The sequence below is a fragment of the Pantoea sp. CS_6 genome, assembly GCF_041954745.1.
GTDB classification, from domain to species: domain Bacteria; phylum Pseudomonadota; class Gammaproteobacteria; order Enterobacterales; family Enterobacteriaceae; genus Pantoea; species Pantoea stewartii.
In genome coordinates, this window is sequence record NZ_JAVAYG010000004.1 from 144,840 (window position 1) to 163,190 (window position 18,351).

Genomic DNA, 18,351 nt, shown 5'->3' on the forward strand with positions numbered 1-18,351 from the left:
TTTTATTCGTACTGACACGCAAGATGTTAAAAAAATAGCGAAGCAAAAATGGCGTCGAATAAAAATAAGTAATGCGAAACATCACGCAAAATTAGAATAAATCAAATGAGGCGCTGCAACGGTGCAGGACTGCATTTTTACGGTGCAGTCCTTTTTTTAATATAAAAAAGCCAGCAATTACGCTGGCTTTAAGAAAGGGATTCGCGTCAGCGAAGCCAGGCGGGAATGTCGTTCAGGCCCATCGCCTGCCGCAACATGACAGGTTTCACGCCCGGTAAATTATCAGCCAATTTTAGCCCGACATCGCGAAGCAGCTTTTTAGCCGGATTATTGCCCGCAAACAGCTCACGAAATCCCTGCATGCCCGCGAGCATCATGGCGGCACTGTGTTTACGGCTGCGTTCATAGCGGCGCAGATAGAGGTGCTGCCCGATATCTTTGCCCTGCTGATGCAGGCGGCGAACTTCACCAATCAACTCTGCGGCATCCATAAAACCGAGATTGACACCCTGCCCGGCCAGCGGATGAATGGTATGCGCAGCATCACCCACCAGCGCCAGCCGATGTGCAGCAAAGCTGCGCGCATAGCGTGCCGTGAGGGGGAATGCCTTCCGTTCGCCTTCCAGTTCGCACAGGCCAAGGCGCATATCAAACGCCACCGACAACTGTTGATTAAAGAGCGCCTCAGGCATCGTTTCCAGCCGGGTGGCTTCCTGGGGCGACAGCGACCAGACGATGGAGCACAGATGCGGATCCTGCATCGGCAGAAACGCCAGAATGCCATCCCCATGGAATACCTGACGCGCGACGCCATCATGTGGCATGGAGGTACGGATGTTCGCCACCAGGGCATGGTGTTCATAATCCCAGAAAGTCAGCGGAATATCGGCTTTGTTGCGCAGCCAGGAATTGGCACCGTCTGCGGCAACCATCAGCCGTGCGCTCATCATGCCGCCATCCTGTAGCGTAATGAAGGCTTCGTTATCGCCAAATGCCACCTGCTGAAGATGTGACGACGGCAGCAACGTCACGTCACTGCAATGCCTGGCTCGCTGCCATAAGGCGCAGTGAATCACCGGGTTTTCGATAATGTGCCCGAGATGGGTTAAGCCCTGCTGCTCACCGTCAAATGAGATAGCACCGAAGCTGTCACGATCCCAGACTTCCATGGCCTGATAAGGGCTGGCTCTGAGCGACAGGATCGTCGACCAGACATCCAGTTTTTGTAAAAGACGTTCACTGGCCGCATTGATAGCCGATACGCGGACAGACGGAGAAGCGGTGGCATCAAATTGCGGCTCGGGCGCTTGTTCGAGTACGGCGATACGCAAGCCACTGCCCTGCAGACCGCAGGCCACGGCCAGTCCTACCATACCGCCACCGGCGATCACCACATCATAAGTTTGCATCAGTGCCTCTCAGTTAACGCTTAACCCAGCCAAGCGTGCGCTCGGCCAGAAGATTTCTCAGCAACGGCAGATGATCCATTGCCAGCAGGCCAAGGTTGCGCCCGACGACCAGCGGTGCATGGCGGTTGGCAAACAGGCGCACCAGACCGTCGGTGAGACCGATTGTCGTGGCCCGATCCTGTTGGCGACGCTGGCGGTAATGCTGCATGACAGCATAGCTGCCAGGGTCCTGTTGCTGCCGGTGCGCGGTGGCCAGGGTTTCGGCTAAGGACATGACATCCCTCAGGCCCAGGTTAAATCCCTGCCCGGCAATAGGGTGCAGCGTCTGGGCTGCGTTGCCCACGGTGGCAACACGATGTGAAACGACCGGTTCGGCCTGTTGCAATGCCAGCGGATAGATATCGCGTTTACCGGTGTGGGTAAATTTCCCCAGTCGCCAGCCGAACGCGCGCTGAAGTTCGCTGAGAAACGTCTCGTCGTCCCAGCGCTCAAGCTGCGGGCGCTTATCCAATGAATGACACCACACCAGCGACAGACGGTTGTCAGACATCGGCAGCAGGGCAAGCGGGCCGAACGCAGTAAACCGTTCAAAGGCCCGCCCCTGGTGCGGTATCTCGCTGGTGACATTCGCAATGAGTGCCAGCTGCTGATAAGTTTCGGTTTGCCACTGAATACCGCAGGCTGCCGCAACAGCCGAACGCGAGCCATCAGCCGCTACCAGCACATCAGCGTCCAGCTGTTCATCATTATCCAGCGTGACCTTCACGTGCGCCTGAGTACGGTTCACATTGGTGACCCGTGCCGGACAGCGCAGGGTGACGCCGGGAGCCTGTTTAAGCTGCGCGAATAAACGCTGGCCTACGTCGAACAATTCGACGACCTGGCCCAGCGCGGGAATCGCATAGTCGCTGGCCGCCAGTGAGACAAAACCCGCATGACCCCGATCGGAAACATGGATCGTTGTGATCGGCGTTGCGTAGGGGGCAATGCGCTGCCAGAGATTAATATTGGCCAGTTGCTGACAGGTGCCGGCAGACAGCGCAATGGCACGGCCGTCATAACCTGGATGCGCGCGGCTGGCAGGTTCGCTGCTTTCGATCAGCGTGACGGGCAGCGCGCCCTGTGTCAGGTGCGAAATAGCCAGCGCCAGCGTGGCACCGGTCATTCCGCCACCCGCGATGAGGACGGTCATCCTGCGCGTGCCGCCGCCATCAGCGCCTCAATAGCATCTGGATCTTTCACCACGCTGTCAGTGAGGTTCTCGTTACCTGTTTCAGTGATCACAATGTCATCCTCAATGCGAATGCCGATACCGCGGTATTCCACCGGCACGTCGGCATCGGGGGCAATGTATAAGCCTGGTTCAATAGTAATGACCATGCCCGGTTCCAGAATGCGATCCCGGCTTGGCGTGCCGTAGTGCCCCACATCATGGACATCCAGCCCCAGCCAGTGGCTCAGGCCATGCATAAAGAATTTGCGATGCGCGTCTTCAGCAATTAACGCGTCAACCTCGCCCTGCAACACGCCCAGTTCAACCAGACCGGTCACCATGATGTGCACCACCTCATCATTCACCTCGCGAATACTGACGCCAGGCCGGAAACGGGATAATGCCGTCTCTAATGATTTCAGCACGATGTTGTAGACAGCACGTTGAGCGGGTGAGAATTTACCGTTTACCGGGAAGGTGCGGGTAATATCGCCTGCGTACCCCTGCCATTCACATCCCGCATCAATCAGCACCAGGTCGCCATCCCGCAGCTCACATTCATTCTCGGTATAGTGCAGAATACATCCATTTTCACCGGAACCGACGATGGTGTTGTAGGAGGGAAAACGCGCACCGTGGCGGTTAAACTCATGATGAATTTCGCCTTCCAGATGATATTCGTACAGGCCGGGGCGACAGGCCTGCATAGCGCGCGTATGGGCCAGCGCACTGATCTCACCTGCACGGCGCAGAATGGCGATTTCTTCCGGACTTTTGAACAGGCGCATCTCATGCACCCAGGGACGCCAGTCTGTCAGGCTGGCAGGGGCGCTCAGGTTCTGGCGGAAACCGCGACGTAGTTTATCCAGTGCACTGAACACCAGCTTGTCAGCCTCAGGATATAACCCTTGCGCGTGATAAACCTCATCCAGACCGTTCAACAAAAGATGAAGCTGCTCACCGATATCGTTCCAGGGCAGTGCGCGATCCACACCCAGTTTTGCCGGTGCCGCCTCCTGGCCCAGACGGCGACCAAACCAGATTTCTGCGGTCAGGTCGCGGACACGATTAAACAGCACACTGTGGTTGTGGTTCTCATCACTTTTGATCAGCACCAATAAGGCTTCAGGCTCATTAAAACCTGTGAAGTACCAGAAATCACTGTTTTGACGAAACGGATATTCGCTGTCGTTACTGCGCGTTACTTCAGGCGCCGCAAAAATTAACGCTGCGCTGCCCGGAACCATTTTCGCTAACAGCGCCTGACGACGCTGCTGGAAGGTCTCCAGTGAAATCATGTCTGCACTCCCTGTTGAACTGAGATATCTGGCTTAGTGTAACGTTGGCTTCTGTACTTCAGGTGCGGTTGGCTGCGGGCGCGTGAACGTATCGTGACAAAGTAGCGCCGCGACGCGGACGTACTCGCTCACCTCCTCCAGCGACTGCTCCAGCTCTTCCTGATCTTCGTCTTCGTCATAGCCAAGCTGCGCGATAGTACGCAGATCATCAATGGCCTCGCCGGTTTCGCCGGTGACCTTATCCAGTTTAGGCTGAGTTACGCCCAGGCCGAGTAAAAAATGGTTTACCCAGCCAGCCAGGGCGTCCGCCCGATCAAACACGGTGATGTCATCATCGTCGGGCAGCATCAGTTGAAAGAGAAAGCCATCTTCTTCAAGCGCCGTCGTAATATTTGCATGCAAATCCTGCAGCGGCTGGGCCAGCGTGTGCGAAAAAGCCATGCCTTCATTCGCGAGATCGTGGACCAGCGTTTTCCAGCTGGTATCCTGATTACCGCCACACAGAATACCGCTGAGTAATCCGTGCATTTCGGCAGGTGTCATTCCGACGCCGTGCTGTGAGAGCGCCGCCGCCAGCGCATTGTAATCAGGGGTTGCGTTCTGTGAAGACATCATTTTTCATCGTCGTTGGCTGTAAGAGTTCGTGGTATGCTACCACTAGCTGCCTCAAGGTTTCCAGAAAAGGGGTTGTATCTTATTTCTCAGGTCTATATAGTTGCCCGCCTCCCAGGCCATTGAAGGCTAAGGGAATGGCGAGCCAGGTAATCAGTCAGGAAGGTGGCATGTCTGCACAACCGGTAGATTTACAAATTTTTGGTCGTTCTTTGAGAGTAAATTGTCCGCCTGAACAGCAAGATGCGCTGAACGCGGCGGCGGAAGATCTCAATCAACGGTTGCAAGATTTAAAAGTTCGCACTAGAGTCACCAATACAGAGCAACTGGTGTTCATTGCCGCGTTAAACATTTGCCATGAACTGGCACAAGAAAAAAACAAGACGCGCGACTATGCTGCTAATATGGAACAACGAATCCGTATGTTACAGCAGACGATAGAGCAGGCATTAGTTGAGCAAGGTCGCATAACTGATCGTCAGGATGCGAAGTTCGAATAATACTTCATGGTCACTGTGCTACACTGACGGTGAAGTCAATTTTCTCTGAGATGTTTGCAAGTGGGCCAGTCCCCTGAGCCGATATTTCATACCAACAGAATGTGACGCTCCGCAACCTGTGAGCATGCTCGGTCCGTCCGAGAAGCCTGATGGTTGCGACGGCATGTTCACCTTGAACCAAGGGTTCAAGGGTTACAGCCTACGGCGGCATCTCGGAGATCTCCTTTCTGGTTGTACTGCATTATCCCCCACCAGACATGATATAGTGCGTCGCTCAGGCGACTTCTTCTTGGGGACACCATGTCAGAACCCTCTTTACTTCAGCGACAGGACATTCGTCAGCATGTTCGTTATTTACGTCGCGCCTTAACCCCCGAACAGCAACATACTGCCGCCGAACAGCTTGCGGAACACGCGATTAACTTTGCGCCTGTCTCCGACGCCCAAAACGTCGCGCTGTTCTTATCCGTCGATGGGGAAATTAATACGCGTCCGCTTATCGCAAAATTATGGCAGCAGAACAAACGCGTTTATCTTCCTGTGCTTCATCCCTTCTCTGCCGGTCATCTGCTTTTTCTGCGCTATACGCCAGAAACGCCGCTGAGCCCGAACAAGCTACGTATTCCTGAACCGCCACTCGATATCCGGCATATGGTTACGCTGGACGAACTGGATGTGATGATGGTGCCGCTGGTGGCCTTTGATCGCAGTGGTCAGCGTCTGGGCATGGGGGGCGGCTTTTACGACCGCACGTTACAAAACTGGAAACAGCACGCTTTTTTACCGGTTGGCATCGCGCACGACTGCCAGTTGGTCGATTCGCTGCCTGTGGCGGCCTGGGATATTCCTTTGCCCGCCGTGCTGACGCCGTCAACGCTGTGGTTGTGGGAAGAATAAACCCAGGCACTGTTGTGCGCCTGGGTTGATTATGTCGATAAATCAGTAGAGGAGACGGGCGCGGATAGTGCCAGGGATAGCCTTCATCAGCTGCAGCGCTTTCTCTGCCAGTTCGTGCTCGGCATCGATATCAATCACCACATACCCCATCATGGGTGAGGTTTGCAGGTACTGCGCCGCGATATTGATGCCCTGTTCGGCAAAAATCTGGTTAATTGCGGTCAGCACACCCGGACGGTTTTCATGAATGTGCAGCAGACGGCTTGCGCTGACGCCGTGCATCGGCAAGGACACTTCAGGGAAGTTCACTGCAGACAGCGTTGAACCGTTATCGGAATATTTCGCCAGTTTGCCTGCCACTTCAATACCAATGTTTTCCTGCGCTTCTTCGGTGGAACCCCCGATATGTGGCGTCAGAATGACATTATCGAACTCACTCAGTGGCGAGACAAACGGATCGCTGTTTGTGGCTGGCTCAACCGGGAACACGTCAATGGCCGCGCCCCCGACCTGCTTGCTGGCCAGCGCGTCACACAGTGCCGGAATATCCACGACGGTGCCGCGTGAGGCGTTGATTAACAGCGCGCCAGGTTTCATCTGCGCCAGCTCGTCAGCAGAGATCATATTTTGTGTCGAGGCGGTTTCAGGCACATGCAGACTGACGACATCGCTCATATTCAGCAACTGCGTCAGGCTTCGCACCTGCGAGGCATTACCCAGCGGCAGCTTATTTTCAATATCATAAAAATACACGTGCATGCCCAGGCCCTCGGCCAGCACGCCTAACTGCATACCAATGTGACCATAGCCGATAATGCCCAGCTTCTTACCGCGCGCTTCGAATGAACCTTTAGCAATCTTATTCCAGACACCGCGATGAGCTTTGGCGTTCGCTTCTGGCACGCCACGCAGCATCAGCAGCATTTCGCCAATCACCAGTTCGGCGACCGAGCGCGTGTTAGAAAACGGGGCGTTAAAAACGGGAATACCGCGCTTTGCCGCCGCATTTAAATCAACCTGGTTGGTACCGATACAGAAACAGCCCACAGCGACCAGTTTTTCTGCTGCGGCAAAAATCTCTTCAGTCAGTTGGGAACGGGAACGGATACCGATAAAGTGCGCGTCACGGATGGAAGCCTTTAATGACTCGCTATCCAGTGCGCCTTTGTGGAATTCAATATTGGTGTAACCTGCAGCACGAAGATTGTCCAGCGCGCTCTGGTGGACACCTTCCACCAGCAGGAACTTAATCTTGTCTTTTTCCAGTGAAACCTTTGCCATTTCCCAACCCTATTCAGAATTCAACGAGGACTGAACGCAGTCAGCCAGCAGTCAAAATATCAAAAAAAACGCCAGCAGCAATACAAACGATTGCCTGACCGGCTGGCTGGCTGGATTCAGAAGCCAAACTTTGCCGGACAAAATCGTGGGTTGGCCGCATCGGGGAGAATGAACCCGCTGTTGATGACGCTTATGTGACATAAGTCACCAAATTTCAGCCTGGCGAGAAAAGTTTTTTTTTAATTAAAAAACGCGGGCGCAAATTATGCGCCCGTCGCGTTATTTTTTCAGCGTTTTGACCCCATCCGGTCCGCCAATCAACGCCACATCGGCACCCCGGGTAGCGAAAAGCCCGACGGTGACGACGCCCGGTAACGCGTTAATGGTTTTTTCCAGCTCAATGGGATCCAGAATACGCAGATTATGCACGTCCAGGATGATATTACCGTTGTCAGTGACGACATTCTGGCGATACTCAGGCAAACCGCCCAGTCTGACCAGTTCACGCGCGACGTAGCTGCGTGCCATGGGAATCACTTCAACGGGCAACGGAAAACGCCCCAGCACGTCGACTTCTTTCGATGCATCGGCAATACAGATAAACTTTTTAGCCACGGCCGCGACGATTTTTTCGCGGGTCAGCGCGGCACCGCCGCCTTTGATCATCTGCATCTGGGGATTAATTTCGTCGGCACCATCAACATAGATGGCCAGGTCATCGATTTCATTCAAATCAAACACCTGAATACCGAGGCTTTTGAGCTTTTGCGTGGAGGCTTCAGAACTGGACACGGCACCTTCAATCTGGTGTTTGATGCTGCCGAGCGCATCAATAAAATGGGCAGCGGTAGAGCCTGTTCCCACGCCGACGATCGTACCTGGCTGGACATAATCAAGTGCAGCCCAACCAACAGCTTTTTTCAGTTCATCCTGCGTCATGGTATGTTTAGAACCTGTGCGATAAGAAAATGCGCGTAGTATAAAGCAAGGTTTGCTGAAAATGCTCGGATGCATTGGGCGGATTTAATGCTTTGGAAGCCAGCCCACAAAAATACCCCAGACTTTTGCTCAGGCACATTTGTGGCATCGTAACGTCCACCCTGAAGGAGAGAAAAGAATAATGAAACGCCCGGACTACAGAACGCTTCAGGCGCTGGACGCAGTGATACGTGAACGTGGCTTTGAACGTGCTGCGCAAAAACTTTGCATCACCCAGTCGGCCGTATCGCAACGCATCAAACAGCTGGAAAACCTGTTTGGTCAGCCGCTGTTGGTTCGCACCGTGCCCCCTCGTCCCACTGAGCAGGGGCAAAAGCTGCTTGCGCTGTTGCACCAGGTTGAACTGCTGGAGGAAGAGTGGCTGGGGGATGAAATCAGCGGTACGACGCCGTTACTGCTCTCCCTGGCGGTGAACGCCGACAGTCTGGCCACCTGGCTGTTGCCTGCATTAAAAGACGTGCTGGCCGATTCGCCGGTGCGCCTTAACCTCCAGGTTGAAGATGAAACCCGTACGCAGGAACGTCTGAGACGTGGCGAAGTGGTCGGCGCAGTCAGTATCCAGCCCCAGCCTTTACCCAGTTGTCTGGTTGATCAACTGGGCGCCCTGGATTACCTGTTTGTGGCTTCCCGTGACTTTGCCGAGCGCTTTTTTCCCAACGGCGTCACCCGTTCCGCGTTGCTGAAAGCGCCTGCCGTCGCATTTGACCATCTGGATGATATGCATCAGGCCTTTTTACAGCAGAACTTCGATCTTTCGCCGGGCAGCGTGCCCTGCCATATCGTTAACTCTTCTGAAGCCTTTGTGCAGATGGCCCGGCAGGGCTCGACCTGCTGTATGATCCCGCATCTGCAGATTGAGCGCGAACTGGCGAGCGGTGAGCTGATCGATCTGACACCGGGGCTGTATCAGCGCCGGATGTTGTACTGGCACCGTTTTGCACCGGAAAGCCGACTGATGCGTCGGGTAACCGATGCGCTGATTGCGCATGGTCATCGGGTTCTGCGTCAGGACACGATGGAATAGCGGCCAGAGGCGAAAGTGAAGGCCGGATAAACTGGAAGACGGTGCGTGCCAAACGCGACTCTCTGCCGCTACCGGGCAGCATTCCTGGTCTGCTTATTCTCCTGACAAACCGCCCGGAACCGGACAGCCTGTCCGGGCTTCTGCTGAACTAAAGAGAATAATCCCCTGTGCCGCAGCAAGCGTCAGGCGTTGCAGTGAGAGTGTACCCTGCTAAAAGCAGCACGGCTCCATGGCCATCAGGGGCGTGATTTCAGCAGGTGATACCGGGCGCTGAAAAGCGGGAATCAACCAGAGATTGCCCCCGCAGGGATGCGGGGGAAAAGCGCCGCCGGCAAAGGAACAGGCCGACTGCGACAGTCCGTCAGGTTGCTGAGCGATGGAAAGGCACCGCATCAGCGGCGCAAAGCGCACCTGGTAAACACGGCCGCTGATGGCTTCACGACAGCATCGATAGGCTTACTGTGCCGTATTGGGTTTCATCTCAAAAACCACATCAACCTGGTCATCGAAGTTAATGCTTTGCTGGTCGTAGGTTTCCTGCGCGGAAGTATCGGCCGCTGCCGCGGAGGCTTTAAACATGCGATTCATCGGCATAGGCTGGTAGTTAGCGACCTGATAGCGAATGCTGTAGATTGGCCCCAGTTTGGCGTTAAAGCCTTCTGCCAGTTCTGTGGCTTGCTGAGTCGCATTTTTGATGGCGGCTTTCAGCGCCTGCTGCTTGTAGCGCTCAGGATTGGCGACGCCTAACTCGACGCTGCGAACTTCGTTCAGGCCCGATTTCAGCGCGCCGTCAAGCAGCTCATTCAGCTTGTCCAGCTGGCGGACGGTCACCTGAACCTGACGTACCGCACGGTAACCTTTCAACTGCGATTTACCGTCTTTGGTATAATCGTATTCTGGCTGCGTGGTCAGGTTGGCCGCTTCAATATCCTTTTTCTCGATGCCGTTTTTCTGCAGGAAATCAAAATACTGCGCAACACGACTGTCGACCTGTTTCTTTGCCTCTGCGGCATCTTTCGATGAGACATTCACCACAATTGACAGCGTCGCGATATCCGGGCGGGCATCAACCGTCGCTTTGCCTGACGTCACAACATGGGGTCCGTTTGGCAGTTCATCAGCCTGTGCGCTTAAAGGCAATGCCCCTGCGCTCATCATCGCGACAAGCGCCAATGCTTTCAGTTTCATGAAAGTCCTCCTTGAAAGGTCAGTTCGGTGGCTTCGGGTCCGAAGCCGGCACGCGCATCATATTACGCCTTGCTTGGAGTGAAGGTAATGACAAAAGTTCGGAAAACGGGTCTGGATAACCCGTTTTCGTTTACCTTTTGCTCAAAATCCTGTGATGGCCTGCTGTGCGAGTTGAAACGCGATAAACCACATGACCGCGCCGACCAGCAGGTTGATGAGGCGTTGCGCGCGCGTTGTCTGCAGTAACGGCGCAAGCCAGGCCGCCAACAGGGCTAAGCCAAAAAACCACAACACAGAGGCACTGACGGTCCCCAGGGCGAACCACTGACGCGCGTGGGTATCAGGAAACTGGCTTCCCAGGCTGCCAAGCACAACAAAGGTATCGAGATAAACGTGGGGATTGAGCCAGGTGACTGCCAGCAGGGTAGCAATGATCCGGCCTCGGCTCTGCCGGATATCCAGGCCTGACGCCAGCGCCAGCTCGCGGCGAAAAGCGGTCCGTAATGCGCCCCAGCCATACCAGAGCAAAAAGGCCACACCTGCCCAGGTAATCACGGTCAGCAGCAGTGGCGACTGCTGCAGGAGCGCACTTCCCCCAAAAATCCCCGCGCAGATCAGCACAACATCGCTCAGCGAGCAGAGCGTGGCGGTCATCAGATGATAGTGCCGTTTCACGCCCTGATTAAGTACGAAGGCATTTTGTGGCCCCAGCGGCAGAATGAGCGCGGCCCCAAGAGCAAGCCCTTGAAAATAAATCGATAACACGGGAAATATCCTTACATCAGTCAGATGTCAGGCATTATAGGGAAGCCGATATGATTAGCGGAAATGGAAAAAATTAATACGTCATTAGCCATTTTAATGGGCGGCGGCTGCCGCCCATCGGCTTAACGGGTGACCGCAGTTTCCGCGTCAGGTTTGTTCACCTGATGCAGATGGACATCCATCTGTGGGTAAGGAATACCAATGCCTTTGTTATCCAGCGCACGTTTGAAGTTCTTGAGCAGATCCCAGTAAACGTCCTGCAGATCGCTACTGTTGCTCCAGCAACGCACAACGAAATTCAGCGATGAAGCGCCCAATTCATTCAGGCCAATCTGGATGCCACGATCTTTTAAGACACGCTGATCGGCTTCCACCACTTCACGCAGCAGGGCAATCACCTCATCCACATCGGCTTCATAGGCCACGCCGACAATGAATTCATTACGGCGCACGGGTTCACGCGAGAAGTTGATGATATTCCCGCTGATGATTTTGCCATTGGGCACCACCACAATCTTGCCATCCGCCGACCGCAGTGTGGTCGAGAAAATCTGCACATTCAGTACGGTGCCCATCACGCCGCCCAGATCAACAAACTCACCGGTACGGAAAGGACGGAACGTGACCAGCAGTACACCGGCTGCCAGATTGGACAATGAGCCCTGTAGCGCAAGGCCGACGGCCAGACCTGCCGCACCCAGCACGGCAATGACCGACGCGGTTTGCACGCCAACGCGTCCCAGCGCAGCAATCACCGTAAACGCAATGACGCCATAACGAACCAGCGCGGAAAGAAAGTCTGCCACGGTGGCGTCAATATGACGCGCGATGAGCAGACGATTAACGGCGTTTGAAATCACTCTGGCGATGACCATCCCGACAATAATGATGGCAACAGCCGCAATGATATTCACGGCATAACTCAGAATCAGCGCCTGGTTGTGTACTAACCAGCCACCGGCACTGTTGATACCATCCACAACATTCAAGTCTTCCATTTGTAAGCCCTGTTGATGAATCCCCAAGGGGAAAAACAAAAACTGCCAGATGTAATCCGACACCCAGGGATTAAGGGTAATCAATTATTTAGCCTGGTGCCAAATTACATGGCACCATAATGAGGACGGGCAGCCTGAATCGTCGCCACAATGCGTTTGACTCCCCTCGCTTCGCCCTTCCCTGTTGAGAAGTTTTTGAGCATGAAAGGTGGTAAGCGATGCCGCTGTAACCGGACGTCGACTTATCAAAAGCGCAAAGAGAAAGGTGTGCAAAGGCGGGATAAAAAAAAGTCCCGATCGGCTGATCGGGACAGAGTCAGTCACGCTGACGTCCTGAAGACCTCAGCGCTGAGCAACGCTACTTACAGAACGTCAACGGCGTTGAGTTCTTTGAACGCCTGCTCCAGACGCACCACCATGGATGCCTGCGCAGCGCGCAGCCAGACGCGTGGATCGTAGTATTTCTTGTTCGGCTTATCAGCGCCTTCTGGGTTACCCAGCTGCGCCTGCAGATAGCCTTCGTTCTTTTTGTAGTACTGCAGAATACCGTCCCAGGTGGCCCATTGAGTATCGGTATCGATGTTCATCTTGATCACGCCGTAGCTGATAGACTCTTCGATTTCTGCAGCAGAAGAACCTGAACCACCGTGGAACACGAAATCCAGCGCATTGTGCGGCAGGCCATGTTTTTCACAGACAAATTTCTGGGAGTCACGCAGGATGGTTGGGGTCAGTTTCACGTTACCGGGTTTGTAAACGCCGTGGACGTTACCGAAGGATGCCGCAATGGTGAAACGCGGGCTGATCGCATTCAGTTTTTCGTACGCGTAGTTCACGTCTTCTGGCTGGGTGTACAGGGCGGAAGCGTCCATGTGGCTGTTGTCCACGCCATCTTCTTCACCGCCGGTGCAGCCCAGTTCGATTTCCAGGGTCATGTCGATTTTCGCCATGCGCGCCAGGTATTTGCTGCTGATTTCGATGTTTTCTTCCAGTGACTCTTCAGACAGGTCGATCATATGAGAAGAGAACAGCGGCTTGCCGGTTTTTTTGAAGTGCTCTTCGCCTGCGTCAAGCAGACCGTCGATCCACGGCAGCAGTTTTTTGGCACAGTGGTCGGTGTGCAGGATAACCGGCACGCCATACTGTTCAGCCATCAGATGCACGTGCTGTGCGCCAGAGATCGCACCGAAAATGGCGGCGCCCTGTGGCTTGTCGGTTTTAAAACCTTTACCGGCGATGAACGCAGCACCGCCGTTAGAGAACTGTACGATAACCGGGGCTTTAACTTTCGCGGCGGCTTCCAGCACAGCGTTAATTGAGTCAGTACCGACGCAGTTAACCGCTGGCAGAGCGAATTTATTCTCTTTCGCTACTTTGAAGATCTTCTGAACGTCGTCACCAGTGACAACGCCGGGTTTTACGAAATCAAAAATTTTAGACATGATTGTGTCCTGTTTCGTGACCGGTTATCCCCAACATGGGGACAGCGATTTAAACGCCCGGTATCGGGCGAGTTTTCAGGCAGTGCCGCCAGGCACCGCCCCCAAAGGATTACTGCTTCGCACGCTCTTCCAGCATGGCAACGGCAGGCAGTTTTTTGCCTTCAACGAACTCAAGGAACGCGCCGCCGCCTGTCGAGATGTAGGAGATTTTGTCTTCAATGCCAAACAGATCGATAGCAGCCAGCGTATCACCGCCACCTGCAACAGAGAACGCGTCACTGTCTGCAATCGCGTTAGCGACAATCTCGGTGCCTTTACGGAAGTTCGGGAACTCAAACACACCAACCGGGCCATTCCACAGAATGGTTTTCGCATTCTTGAGGATGGTTGCCATGGCCTGAGCGGTTTCGTCGCCGAAGTCCATAATCTCTTCGTTATCTGCCACTTCCGAAACCTTTTTCACGGTTGCCGGGGCAGTTTCAGAGAATTCCGTGCCAACGCGTGAGTCGGTTGGGACAGGAATACCGTACTGATCGCGCAGGCCTTTTGCCGCTTCAACAAAGTCTGGCTCATACAGCGATTTACCCACTTTGTTATCGATAGCGACGAAGGTGTTCGCAATGCCACCGCCGACAATCACGGTGTCAGCAATCTTGACCAGCGACTGCAGCACATCAAATTTGGTTGAGACTTTAGAACCACCGACGACGGCCACCAGCGGACGCTCAGGGTTTTTCATCACTTTACCCAGCGCGTCCAGCTCAGCCGACAGCAGCGGGCCCGCACAGGCGACAGGCGCAAATTTACCCACGCCGTGTGTAGAGGCCTGGGCGCGGTGCGCGGTGCCAAAAGCATCCATCACGAACACGTCACACAGTGCTGCGTATTTTTTTGCCAGCGCCTCGTCGTCTTTCTTTTCGCCTTTGTTAAAGCGAACGTTTTCCAGCACAACCAGCTCGCCCGCGCCGATATCGACGCCGTCAAGGTAGTCTTTCGCCAGCGTTACCGGGGTGCCGTTCAGTTTTTCTTTCAGGTAGTTCACTACAGGCAGCAGTGAGAATTCGTCGTTGTATTCACCTTCGGTCGGACGACCCAGGTGAGAGGTAACCATCACTTTAGCGCCCTGCTTCAGGGCTGCTTCGATGGTAGGCAGAGACGCACGGATACGTGCATCTGACGTCACTTTCCCTTCTTTTACCGGCACGTTGAGATCGGCGCGGATTAGAACGCGTTTGCCAGCAAGATCCAGATCGGTCATCTTAATTACGGACATGGTGAACCCTCTCGTTGATTCTCATAAGTTTTGCCAGACGCAAACCGCGTCTTACCTGAAACCGCTTGCGGCCATCGCTAACGTCGTGTCGATCATTCGGTTAGCAAAGCCCCATTCGTTGTCGCACCAGACCAGGGTTTTGATCAGATGCTGACCGCTGACCCGCGTTTGTGTACCGTCCACAATGGCACTGTGCGGATCATGGTTGAAATCTATTGAGACTAACGGCAACTCCGTATAGTCAACTATACCACGAAACGCCCCTTCTGCCGCGCTCAGCAACAAGGCGTTAACCTCACAGGCCTTAACCGGCTGACGCACAGAAACGCTGAGATCAATGGCGGTCACGTTGATCGTCGGCACACGCACTGCAATGGCTTCAAAGCGATCGTTAAATTTCGGAAAAATACGCGTAATGCCTGCCGCCAGGCGCGTGTCCACCGGAATAATAGACTGACTGGCTGCACGCGTGCGGCGCAGATCGCTGTGATAAGCATCGATCACCTGTTGATCGTGCATCGCCGAATGGATCGTCGTCACCGTGCCCGACTCAATCCCAAACGCATCATCCAGCAGCTTAATCACGGGAATAATGCAGTTGGTGGTGCAGGAGGCATTCGAGACAATACAGTCCGTTTGTTTCAGTTCCTGCTCGTTAACACCGTACACGACGGTGGCATCAAGATCGTGACCACCCGGATGGGAAAACAGGACTTTTTTAGCGCCAGCGCGCAGATGAGCTTCACCATCCTGGCGGGAACCATAAACGCCGGTACAGTCCAGTACCACATCGACATTGAGTTCGCGCCAGGGCAGCGCGTCCAGTCCGGCGTGGTGCAGAATACGAATAGTATCTTCTCCCACCCACAGCAGGTCCCGCTCCTGGCGAACATCCAGTGCAAAACGGCCATGACTGGTGTCGTATTTTAATAAGTGCGCCATGCCTGCGGCTTCCGCCAGCTCATTAATCGCCACCACGGTGATTTCAGCACGGCGTCCCGTTTCATACAGTGCACGCAACACGTTGCGTCCAATGCGACCAAAGCCGTTTATTGCAACCCGAATGGTCATCTTTCTCCTGCCAAACCAGACTGAAAAAAAGGTGCAGATAGCCTGAGCGTTTCACCACGTTTTGTACAGGAGATTCTTACCCGATGCAGGGTGAACGCGCCATAACTGAAACGGTTCAGCGAGAATAATAGAAGTGAGGAATAACAGGAATGACTGCGATCAAGCGAGCTGCGAATTTTTTGATCTGCATCACATAATTGAGCAAAAATGAGCGATTACTCCAGGAATAATTGCGTCAGTCAGGGGGCAAAAAGCGCCCCCTTTTTATTGCTATCCTGACGCGCAGGCACGCGTCAGGATTGTGGCATTACGCCAGCAACGCTTTTGCTTTTGCGACAACGTTGTCGAGCGTGAAACCAAACACTTCGAACAGCTTCTCAGCAGGGGCCGACTCACCAAAGGTGGTCATCCCAACAATAGCCCCGTTCAGGCCGGTGTATTTAAACCAGTAATCGGCGATACCAGCCTCAATAGCGACGCGCGCCGCAACGGCTTTTGGCAGAACAGATTCACGGTATTCTTCGGACTGTTTATCGAAAGCATCGGTCGATGGCATAGACACCACGCGCACCTTGCGACCTTCTTCGGTAAGCTTCTGGTAAGCCGCGACGGCCAGTTCCACTTCGGAACCGGTGGCAATCAGAATCAGTTCTGGCGTGCCTGCGCTGTCTTTGAGGACATAACCACCGCGGGCCACGTTGGCCAGTTGCTCGGGTGTACGCTCCTGCTGTGCCAGGTTCTGACGCGAGAAGATCAGGGCGCTTGGGCCGTCTTTACGCTCAATGGCATATTTCCACGCCACGGCAGATTCAACCTGGTCACACGGACGCCACAGGCTCATGTTCGGCGTCGTGCGCAGGCTTGCCATCTGCTCAACAGGCTGGTGCGTCGGGCCATCTTCACCCAGACCGATTGAATCATGGGTATACACCATGATCTGACGGATCTTCATCAGCGCAGCCATACGTGCCGCGTTACGCGCATATTCCACGAACATCAGGAAGGTTGCGGTATAAGGCAGGAAACCGCCGTGCAGGGCCAGACCGTTAGCAATCGCGGTCATACCAAACTCGCGCACACCATAATGGATGTAGTTACCCGCAGCATCTTCATTGATTGGCTTAGAGCCCGACCAGATAGTCAGGTTACTGGGTGCCAGATCCGCTGAGCCGCCCAGATATTCCGGCAGGATCTTACCAAACGCTTCAATCGCATTCTGCGAGGCTTTACGGCTGGCAATTTTCGCCGGGTTCGCCTGCAACTGCTCAATGAATTTTTGCGACTCTTGCTGCCAGTTAGCTGGCAGTTCGTTGCTCATGCGACGTTTGAATTCGGCAGCCAGTTCCGGGAAGGCTTTGGCGTAAGCGGCAAATTTTTCATTCCACGCGGCTTCTTTCGCCTGGCCCGCTTCTTTAGCATCCCACTCGGCATAAATCTCAGACGGGATAACAAATGGCGGATACTCCCAACCCAGTTGCTTACGGGTCAAGGCCACTTCGTCGTCACCCAGTGGCGCGCCATGTGAATCATGGGTGCCCGCTTTGTTTGGTGAACCGAAACCAATCACGGTTTTGCACATCAGCAGTGAAGGCTTATCGGTTACGGCTTTCGCTTCTTCGATGGCTTTCGCGATCGCATCCGCGTTATGCCCATCCACACCGCGCACCACATGCCAGCCATAGGCTTCAAAACGCTTAGCGGTGTCATCGGTAAACCAGCCGTCGATATGGCCATCAATTGAAATACCGTTATCGTCATAGAAGGCCACCAGCTTACCGAGCTTCAGCGTACCGGCCAGTGAGCAGACTTCGTGTGAGATGCCTTCCATCATGCAACCATCGCCCATAAACACCCAAGTGTTATGGTCTACGATGTCATGACCCGGACGGTTAAACTGCGCCGCTAATGTGCGCTCAGCAATGGCAAAACCCACGGCATTGGCAATGCCCTGGCCCAGCGGACCGGTGGTGGTTTCCACACCAACGGTGTAGCCGTACTCAGGGTGACCCGGGGTTTTAGAGTGCAGCTGACGGAAGTTTTCCAGTTCGCTGATGGGCAAATCGTAACCGGTCAGATGCAGCAGGCTGTAGATCAGCATCGAACCGTGACCATTCGACAGCACAAAACGGTCGCGGTCAGCCCACAATGGGTTAGTTGGATTATGATTCAGGTAGCCACGCCATAACACTTCGGCGATATCCGCCATGCCCATAGGGGCACCCGGATGTCCCGATTTAGCTTTTTGCACTGCATCCATACTTAACGCGCGAATGGCATTGGCAAGATCTTTACGAGAGGGCATCTTCTACTCCATTTCGGATTAACGATTTGCGCCTTAACCTTTTGTAATTAATCAGTTATCGGGCAAAGCGAGGGGAAAC

16 protein-coding genes and 1 other RNA gene are annotated in these 18,351 nt (G+C 54.2%); 4 read left to right on the forward strand and 13 right to left on the reverse strand.

What is annotated here, in order from left to right; all coding sequences use genetic code 11:
• Positions 1 to 206: 206 nt before the first annotated feature.
• From ubiI to RAC90_RS07885, 4 genes are read right to left on the reverse strand one after another with little or no spacing between them, the layout of a single operon-like run.
• Positions 207 to 1,409, reverse strand: coding sequence for an FAD-dependent 2-octaprenylphenol hydroxylase (ubiI, locus tag RAC90_RS07870; protein WP_033739628.1), 1,203 nt, complete (start codon positions 1,407 to 1,409; stop codon positions 207 to 209).
• A gap of 13 nt (positions 1,410 to 1,422) precedes the next feature.
• The gene (gene ubiH, locus RAC90_RS07875) at positions 1,423 to 2,601 is read right to left on the reverse strand and encodes a 2-octaprenyl-6-methoxyphenyl hydroxylase (RefSeq protein WP_375124202.1); all 1,179 of its coding nucleotides are present in this window, start codon (positions 2,599 to 2,601) and stop codon (positions 1,423 to 1,425) included.
• Positions 2,598 to 3,920, reverse strand: coding sequence for a Xaa-Pro aminopeptidase (pepP, locus tag RAC90_RS07880; protein WP_080752861.1), 1,323 nt, complete (start codon positions 3,918 to 3,920; stop codon positions 2,598 to 2,600). The genes ubiH and pepP overlap by 4 nt, the downstream gene beginning before the upstream one ends.
• 33 nt (positions 3,921 to 3,953) lie before the next feature.
• Entirely contained in the window at positions 3,954 to 4,532 is a 579-nt protein-coding gene (locus tag RAC90_RS07885) for a YecA family protein (RefSeq protein ID WP_375124244.1), read from the reverse strand.
• 170 nt (positions 4,533 to 4,702) lie between these two features.
• Between RAC90_RS07885 and zapA the strand changes: the two genes are divergently transcribed.
• The 3 genes from zapA to RAC90_RS07900 all read left to right on the forward strand — a co-directional run bounded on the left by zapA (position 4,703) and on the right by RAC90_RS07900 (position 5,929).
• Positions 4,703 to 5,032 carry a cell division protein ZapA gene (gene zapA, locus RAC90_RS07890; RefSeq protein ID WP_006120829.1) on the forward strand — a complete coding sequence of 110 codons (330 nt, stop codon included), beginning with the start codon at positions 4,703 to 4,705 and terminating at the stop codon, positions 5,030 to 5,032.
• A gap of 39 nt (positions 5,033 to 5,071) precedes the next feature.
• Positions 5,072 to 5,255: non-coding RNA, 6S RNA (gene ssrS, locus RAC90_RS07895), on the forward strand.
• A 77-nt stretch (positions 5,256 to 5,332) separates the two neighbouring features.
• Positions 5,333 to 5,929, forward strand: a complete 597-nt coding sequence (locus RAC90_RS07900; RefSeq protein WP_375124203.1) for a 5-formyltetrahydrofolate cyclo-ligase — start codon at positions 5,333 to 5,335, stop codon at positions 5,927 to 5,929.
• Between the two features lie 42 nt (positions 5,930 to 5,971).
• Here the strand turns inward: RAC90_RS07900 and serA are convergent, their stop codons facing one another.
• Complete coding sequence (gene serA / locus RAC90_RS07905; protein ID WP_006120831.1) at positions 5,972 to 7,210, reverse strand: phosphoglycerate dehydrogenase; 1,239 nt, start codon at positions 7,208 to 7,210, stop codon at positions 5,972 to 5,974.
• Between the two features lie 279 nt (positions 7,211 to 7,489).
• Positions 7,490 to 8,149 (reverse strand): ribose-5-phosphate isomerase RpiA, encoded by a 660-nt coding sequence (gene rpiA, locus RAC90_RS07910; RefSeq protein WP_033739634.1) that lies wholly within the window; start codon positions 8,147 to 8,149, stop codon positions 7,490 to 7,492.
• A 181-nt stretch (positions 8,150 to 8,330) separates the two neighbouring features.
• On the opposite strand from rpiA, the gene RAC90_RS07915 reads away from it, so the two are divergent.
• A complete protein-coding gene (locus RAC90_RS07915) occupies positions 8,331 to 9,233 on the forward strand; it encodes a LysR family transcriptional regulator ArgP (RefSeq protein WP_006120833.1) in 903 nt (300 codons plus the stop codon).
• Between the two features lie 456 nt (positions 9,234 to 9,689).
• On the opposite strand, the gene RAC90_RS07920 is transcribed toward RAC90_RS07915, so the two are convergent.
• The 7 genes from RAC90_RS07920 to tkt form a co-directional block, all read right to left on the reverse strand.
• A complete protein-coding gene (locus RAC90_RS07920) occupies positions 9,690 to 10,421 on the reverse strand; it encodes an oxidative stress defense protein (RefSeq protein ID WP_006120834.1) in 732 nt (243 codons plus the stop codon).
• A gap of 141 nt (positions 10,422 to 10,562) precedes the next feature.
• Positions 10,563 to 11,186 (reverse strand): arginine exporter ArgO, encoded by a 624-nt coding sequence (gene argO, locus RAC90_RS07925; protein WP_006120835.1) that lies wholly within the window; start codon positions 11,184 to 11,186, stop codon positions 10,563 to 10,565.
• Positions 11,187 to 11,308: 122 nt separating this feature from the next.
• Positions 11,309 to 12,184: a small-conductance mechanosensitive channel MscS gene (gene mscS / locus RAC90_RS07930; protein ID WP_375124204.1), complete on the reverse strand. Its 876-nt coding sequence runs from the start codon at positions 12,182 to 12,184 to the stop codon at positions 11,309 to 11,311.
• A 362-nt stretch (positions 12,185 to 12,546) separates the two neighbouring features.
• Positions 12,547 to 13,626, reverse strand: coding sequence for a class II fructose-bisphosphate aldolase (gene fbaA / locus RAC90_RS07935; protein WP_039339288.1), 1,080 nt, complete (start codon positions 13,624 to 13,626; stop codon positions 12,547 to 12,549).
• 109 nt (positions 13,627 to 13,735) lie between these two features.
• On the reverse strand, positions 13,736 to 14,899 hold the full coding sequence (gene pgk / locus RAC90_RS07940) for a phosphoglycerate kinase (RefSeq protein ID WP_033739641.1): 1,164 nt from the start codon (positions 14,897 to 14,899) through the stop codon (positions 13,736 to 13,738).
• A 51-nt stretch (positions 14,900 to 14,950) separates the two neighbouring features.
• Entirely contained in the window at positions 14,951 to 15,970 is a 1,020-nt protein-coding gene (gene epd / locus RAC90_RS07945; RefSeq protein WP_033739643.1) for an erythrose-4-phosphate dehydrogenase, read from the reverse strand.
• Positions 15,971 to 16,277: 307 nt separating this feature from the next.
• Positions 16,278 to 18,272, reverse strand: coding sequence for a transketolase (gene tkt / locus RAC90_RS07950; protein WP_006120840.1), 1,995 nt, complete (start codon positions 18,270 to 18,272; stop codon positions 16,278 to 16,280).
• Between the last annotated feature and the right edge of the window lie 79 nt (positions 18,273 to 18,351).

Bases quoted from the DNA above. Each gene is read 5' to 3' on its own strand.
- ubiI (WP_033739628.1), bottom strand. From the start codon at position 1,409: ATGCAAACTTATGATGTGGTGATCGCCGGTGGCGGTATGGTAGGACTG.
- ubiH (WP_375124202.1), bottom strand. From the start codon at position 2,601: ATGACCGTCCTCATCGCGGGTGGCGGAATGACCGGTGCCACGCTGGCG.
- pepP (WP_080752861.1), bottom strand. From the start codon at position 3,920: ATGATTTCACTGGAGACCTTCCAGCAGCGTCGTCAGGCGCTGTTAGCG.
- RAC90_RS07885 (WP_375124244.1), bottom strand. From the start codon at position 4,532: ATGTCTTCACAGAACGCAACCCCTGATTACAATGCGCTGGCGGCGGCG.
- zapA (WP_006120829.1), top strand. From the start codon at position 4,703: ATGTCTGCACAACCGGTAGATTTACAAATTTTTGGTCGTTCTTTGAGA.
- RAC90_RS07900 (WP_375124203.1), top strand. From the start codon at position 5,333: ATGTCAGAACCCTCTTTACTTCAGCGACAGGACATTCGTCAGCATGTT.
- serA (WP_006120831.1), bottom strand. From the start codon at position 7,210: ATGGCAAAGGTTTCACTGGAAAAAGACAAGATTAAGTTCCTGCTGGTG.
- rpiA (WP_033739634.1), bottom strand. From the start codon at position 8,149: ATGACGCAGGATGAACTGAAAAAAGCTGTTGGTTGGGCTGCACTTGAT.
- RAC90_RS07915 (WP_006120833.1), top strand. From the start codon at position 8,331: ATGAAACGCCCGGACTACAGAACGCTTCAGGCGCTGGACGCAGTGATA.
- RAC90_RS07920 (WP_006120834.1), bottom strand. From the start codon at position 10,421: ATGAAACTGAAAGCATTGGCGCTTGTCGCGATGATGAGCGCAGGGGCA.
- mscS (WP_375124204.1), bottom strand. From the start codon at position 12,184: ATGGAAGACTTGAATGTTGTGGATGGTATCAACAGTGCCGGTGGCTGG.
- fbaA (WP_039339288.1), bottom strand. From the start codon at position 13,626: ATGTCTAAAATTTTTGATTTCGTAAAACCCGGCGTTGTCACTGGTGAC.
- pgk (WP_033739641.1), bottom strand. From the start codon at position 14,899: ATGTCCGTAATTAAGATGACCGATCTGGATCTTGCTGGCAAACGCGTT.
- epd (WP_033739643.1), bottom strand. From the start codon at position 15,970: ATGACCATTCGGGTTGCAATAAACGGCTTTGGTCGCATTGGACGCAAC.
- tkt (WP_006120840.1), bottom strand. From the start codon at position 18,272: ATGCCCTCTCGTAAAGATCTTGCCAATGCCATTCGCGCGTTAAGTATG.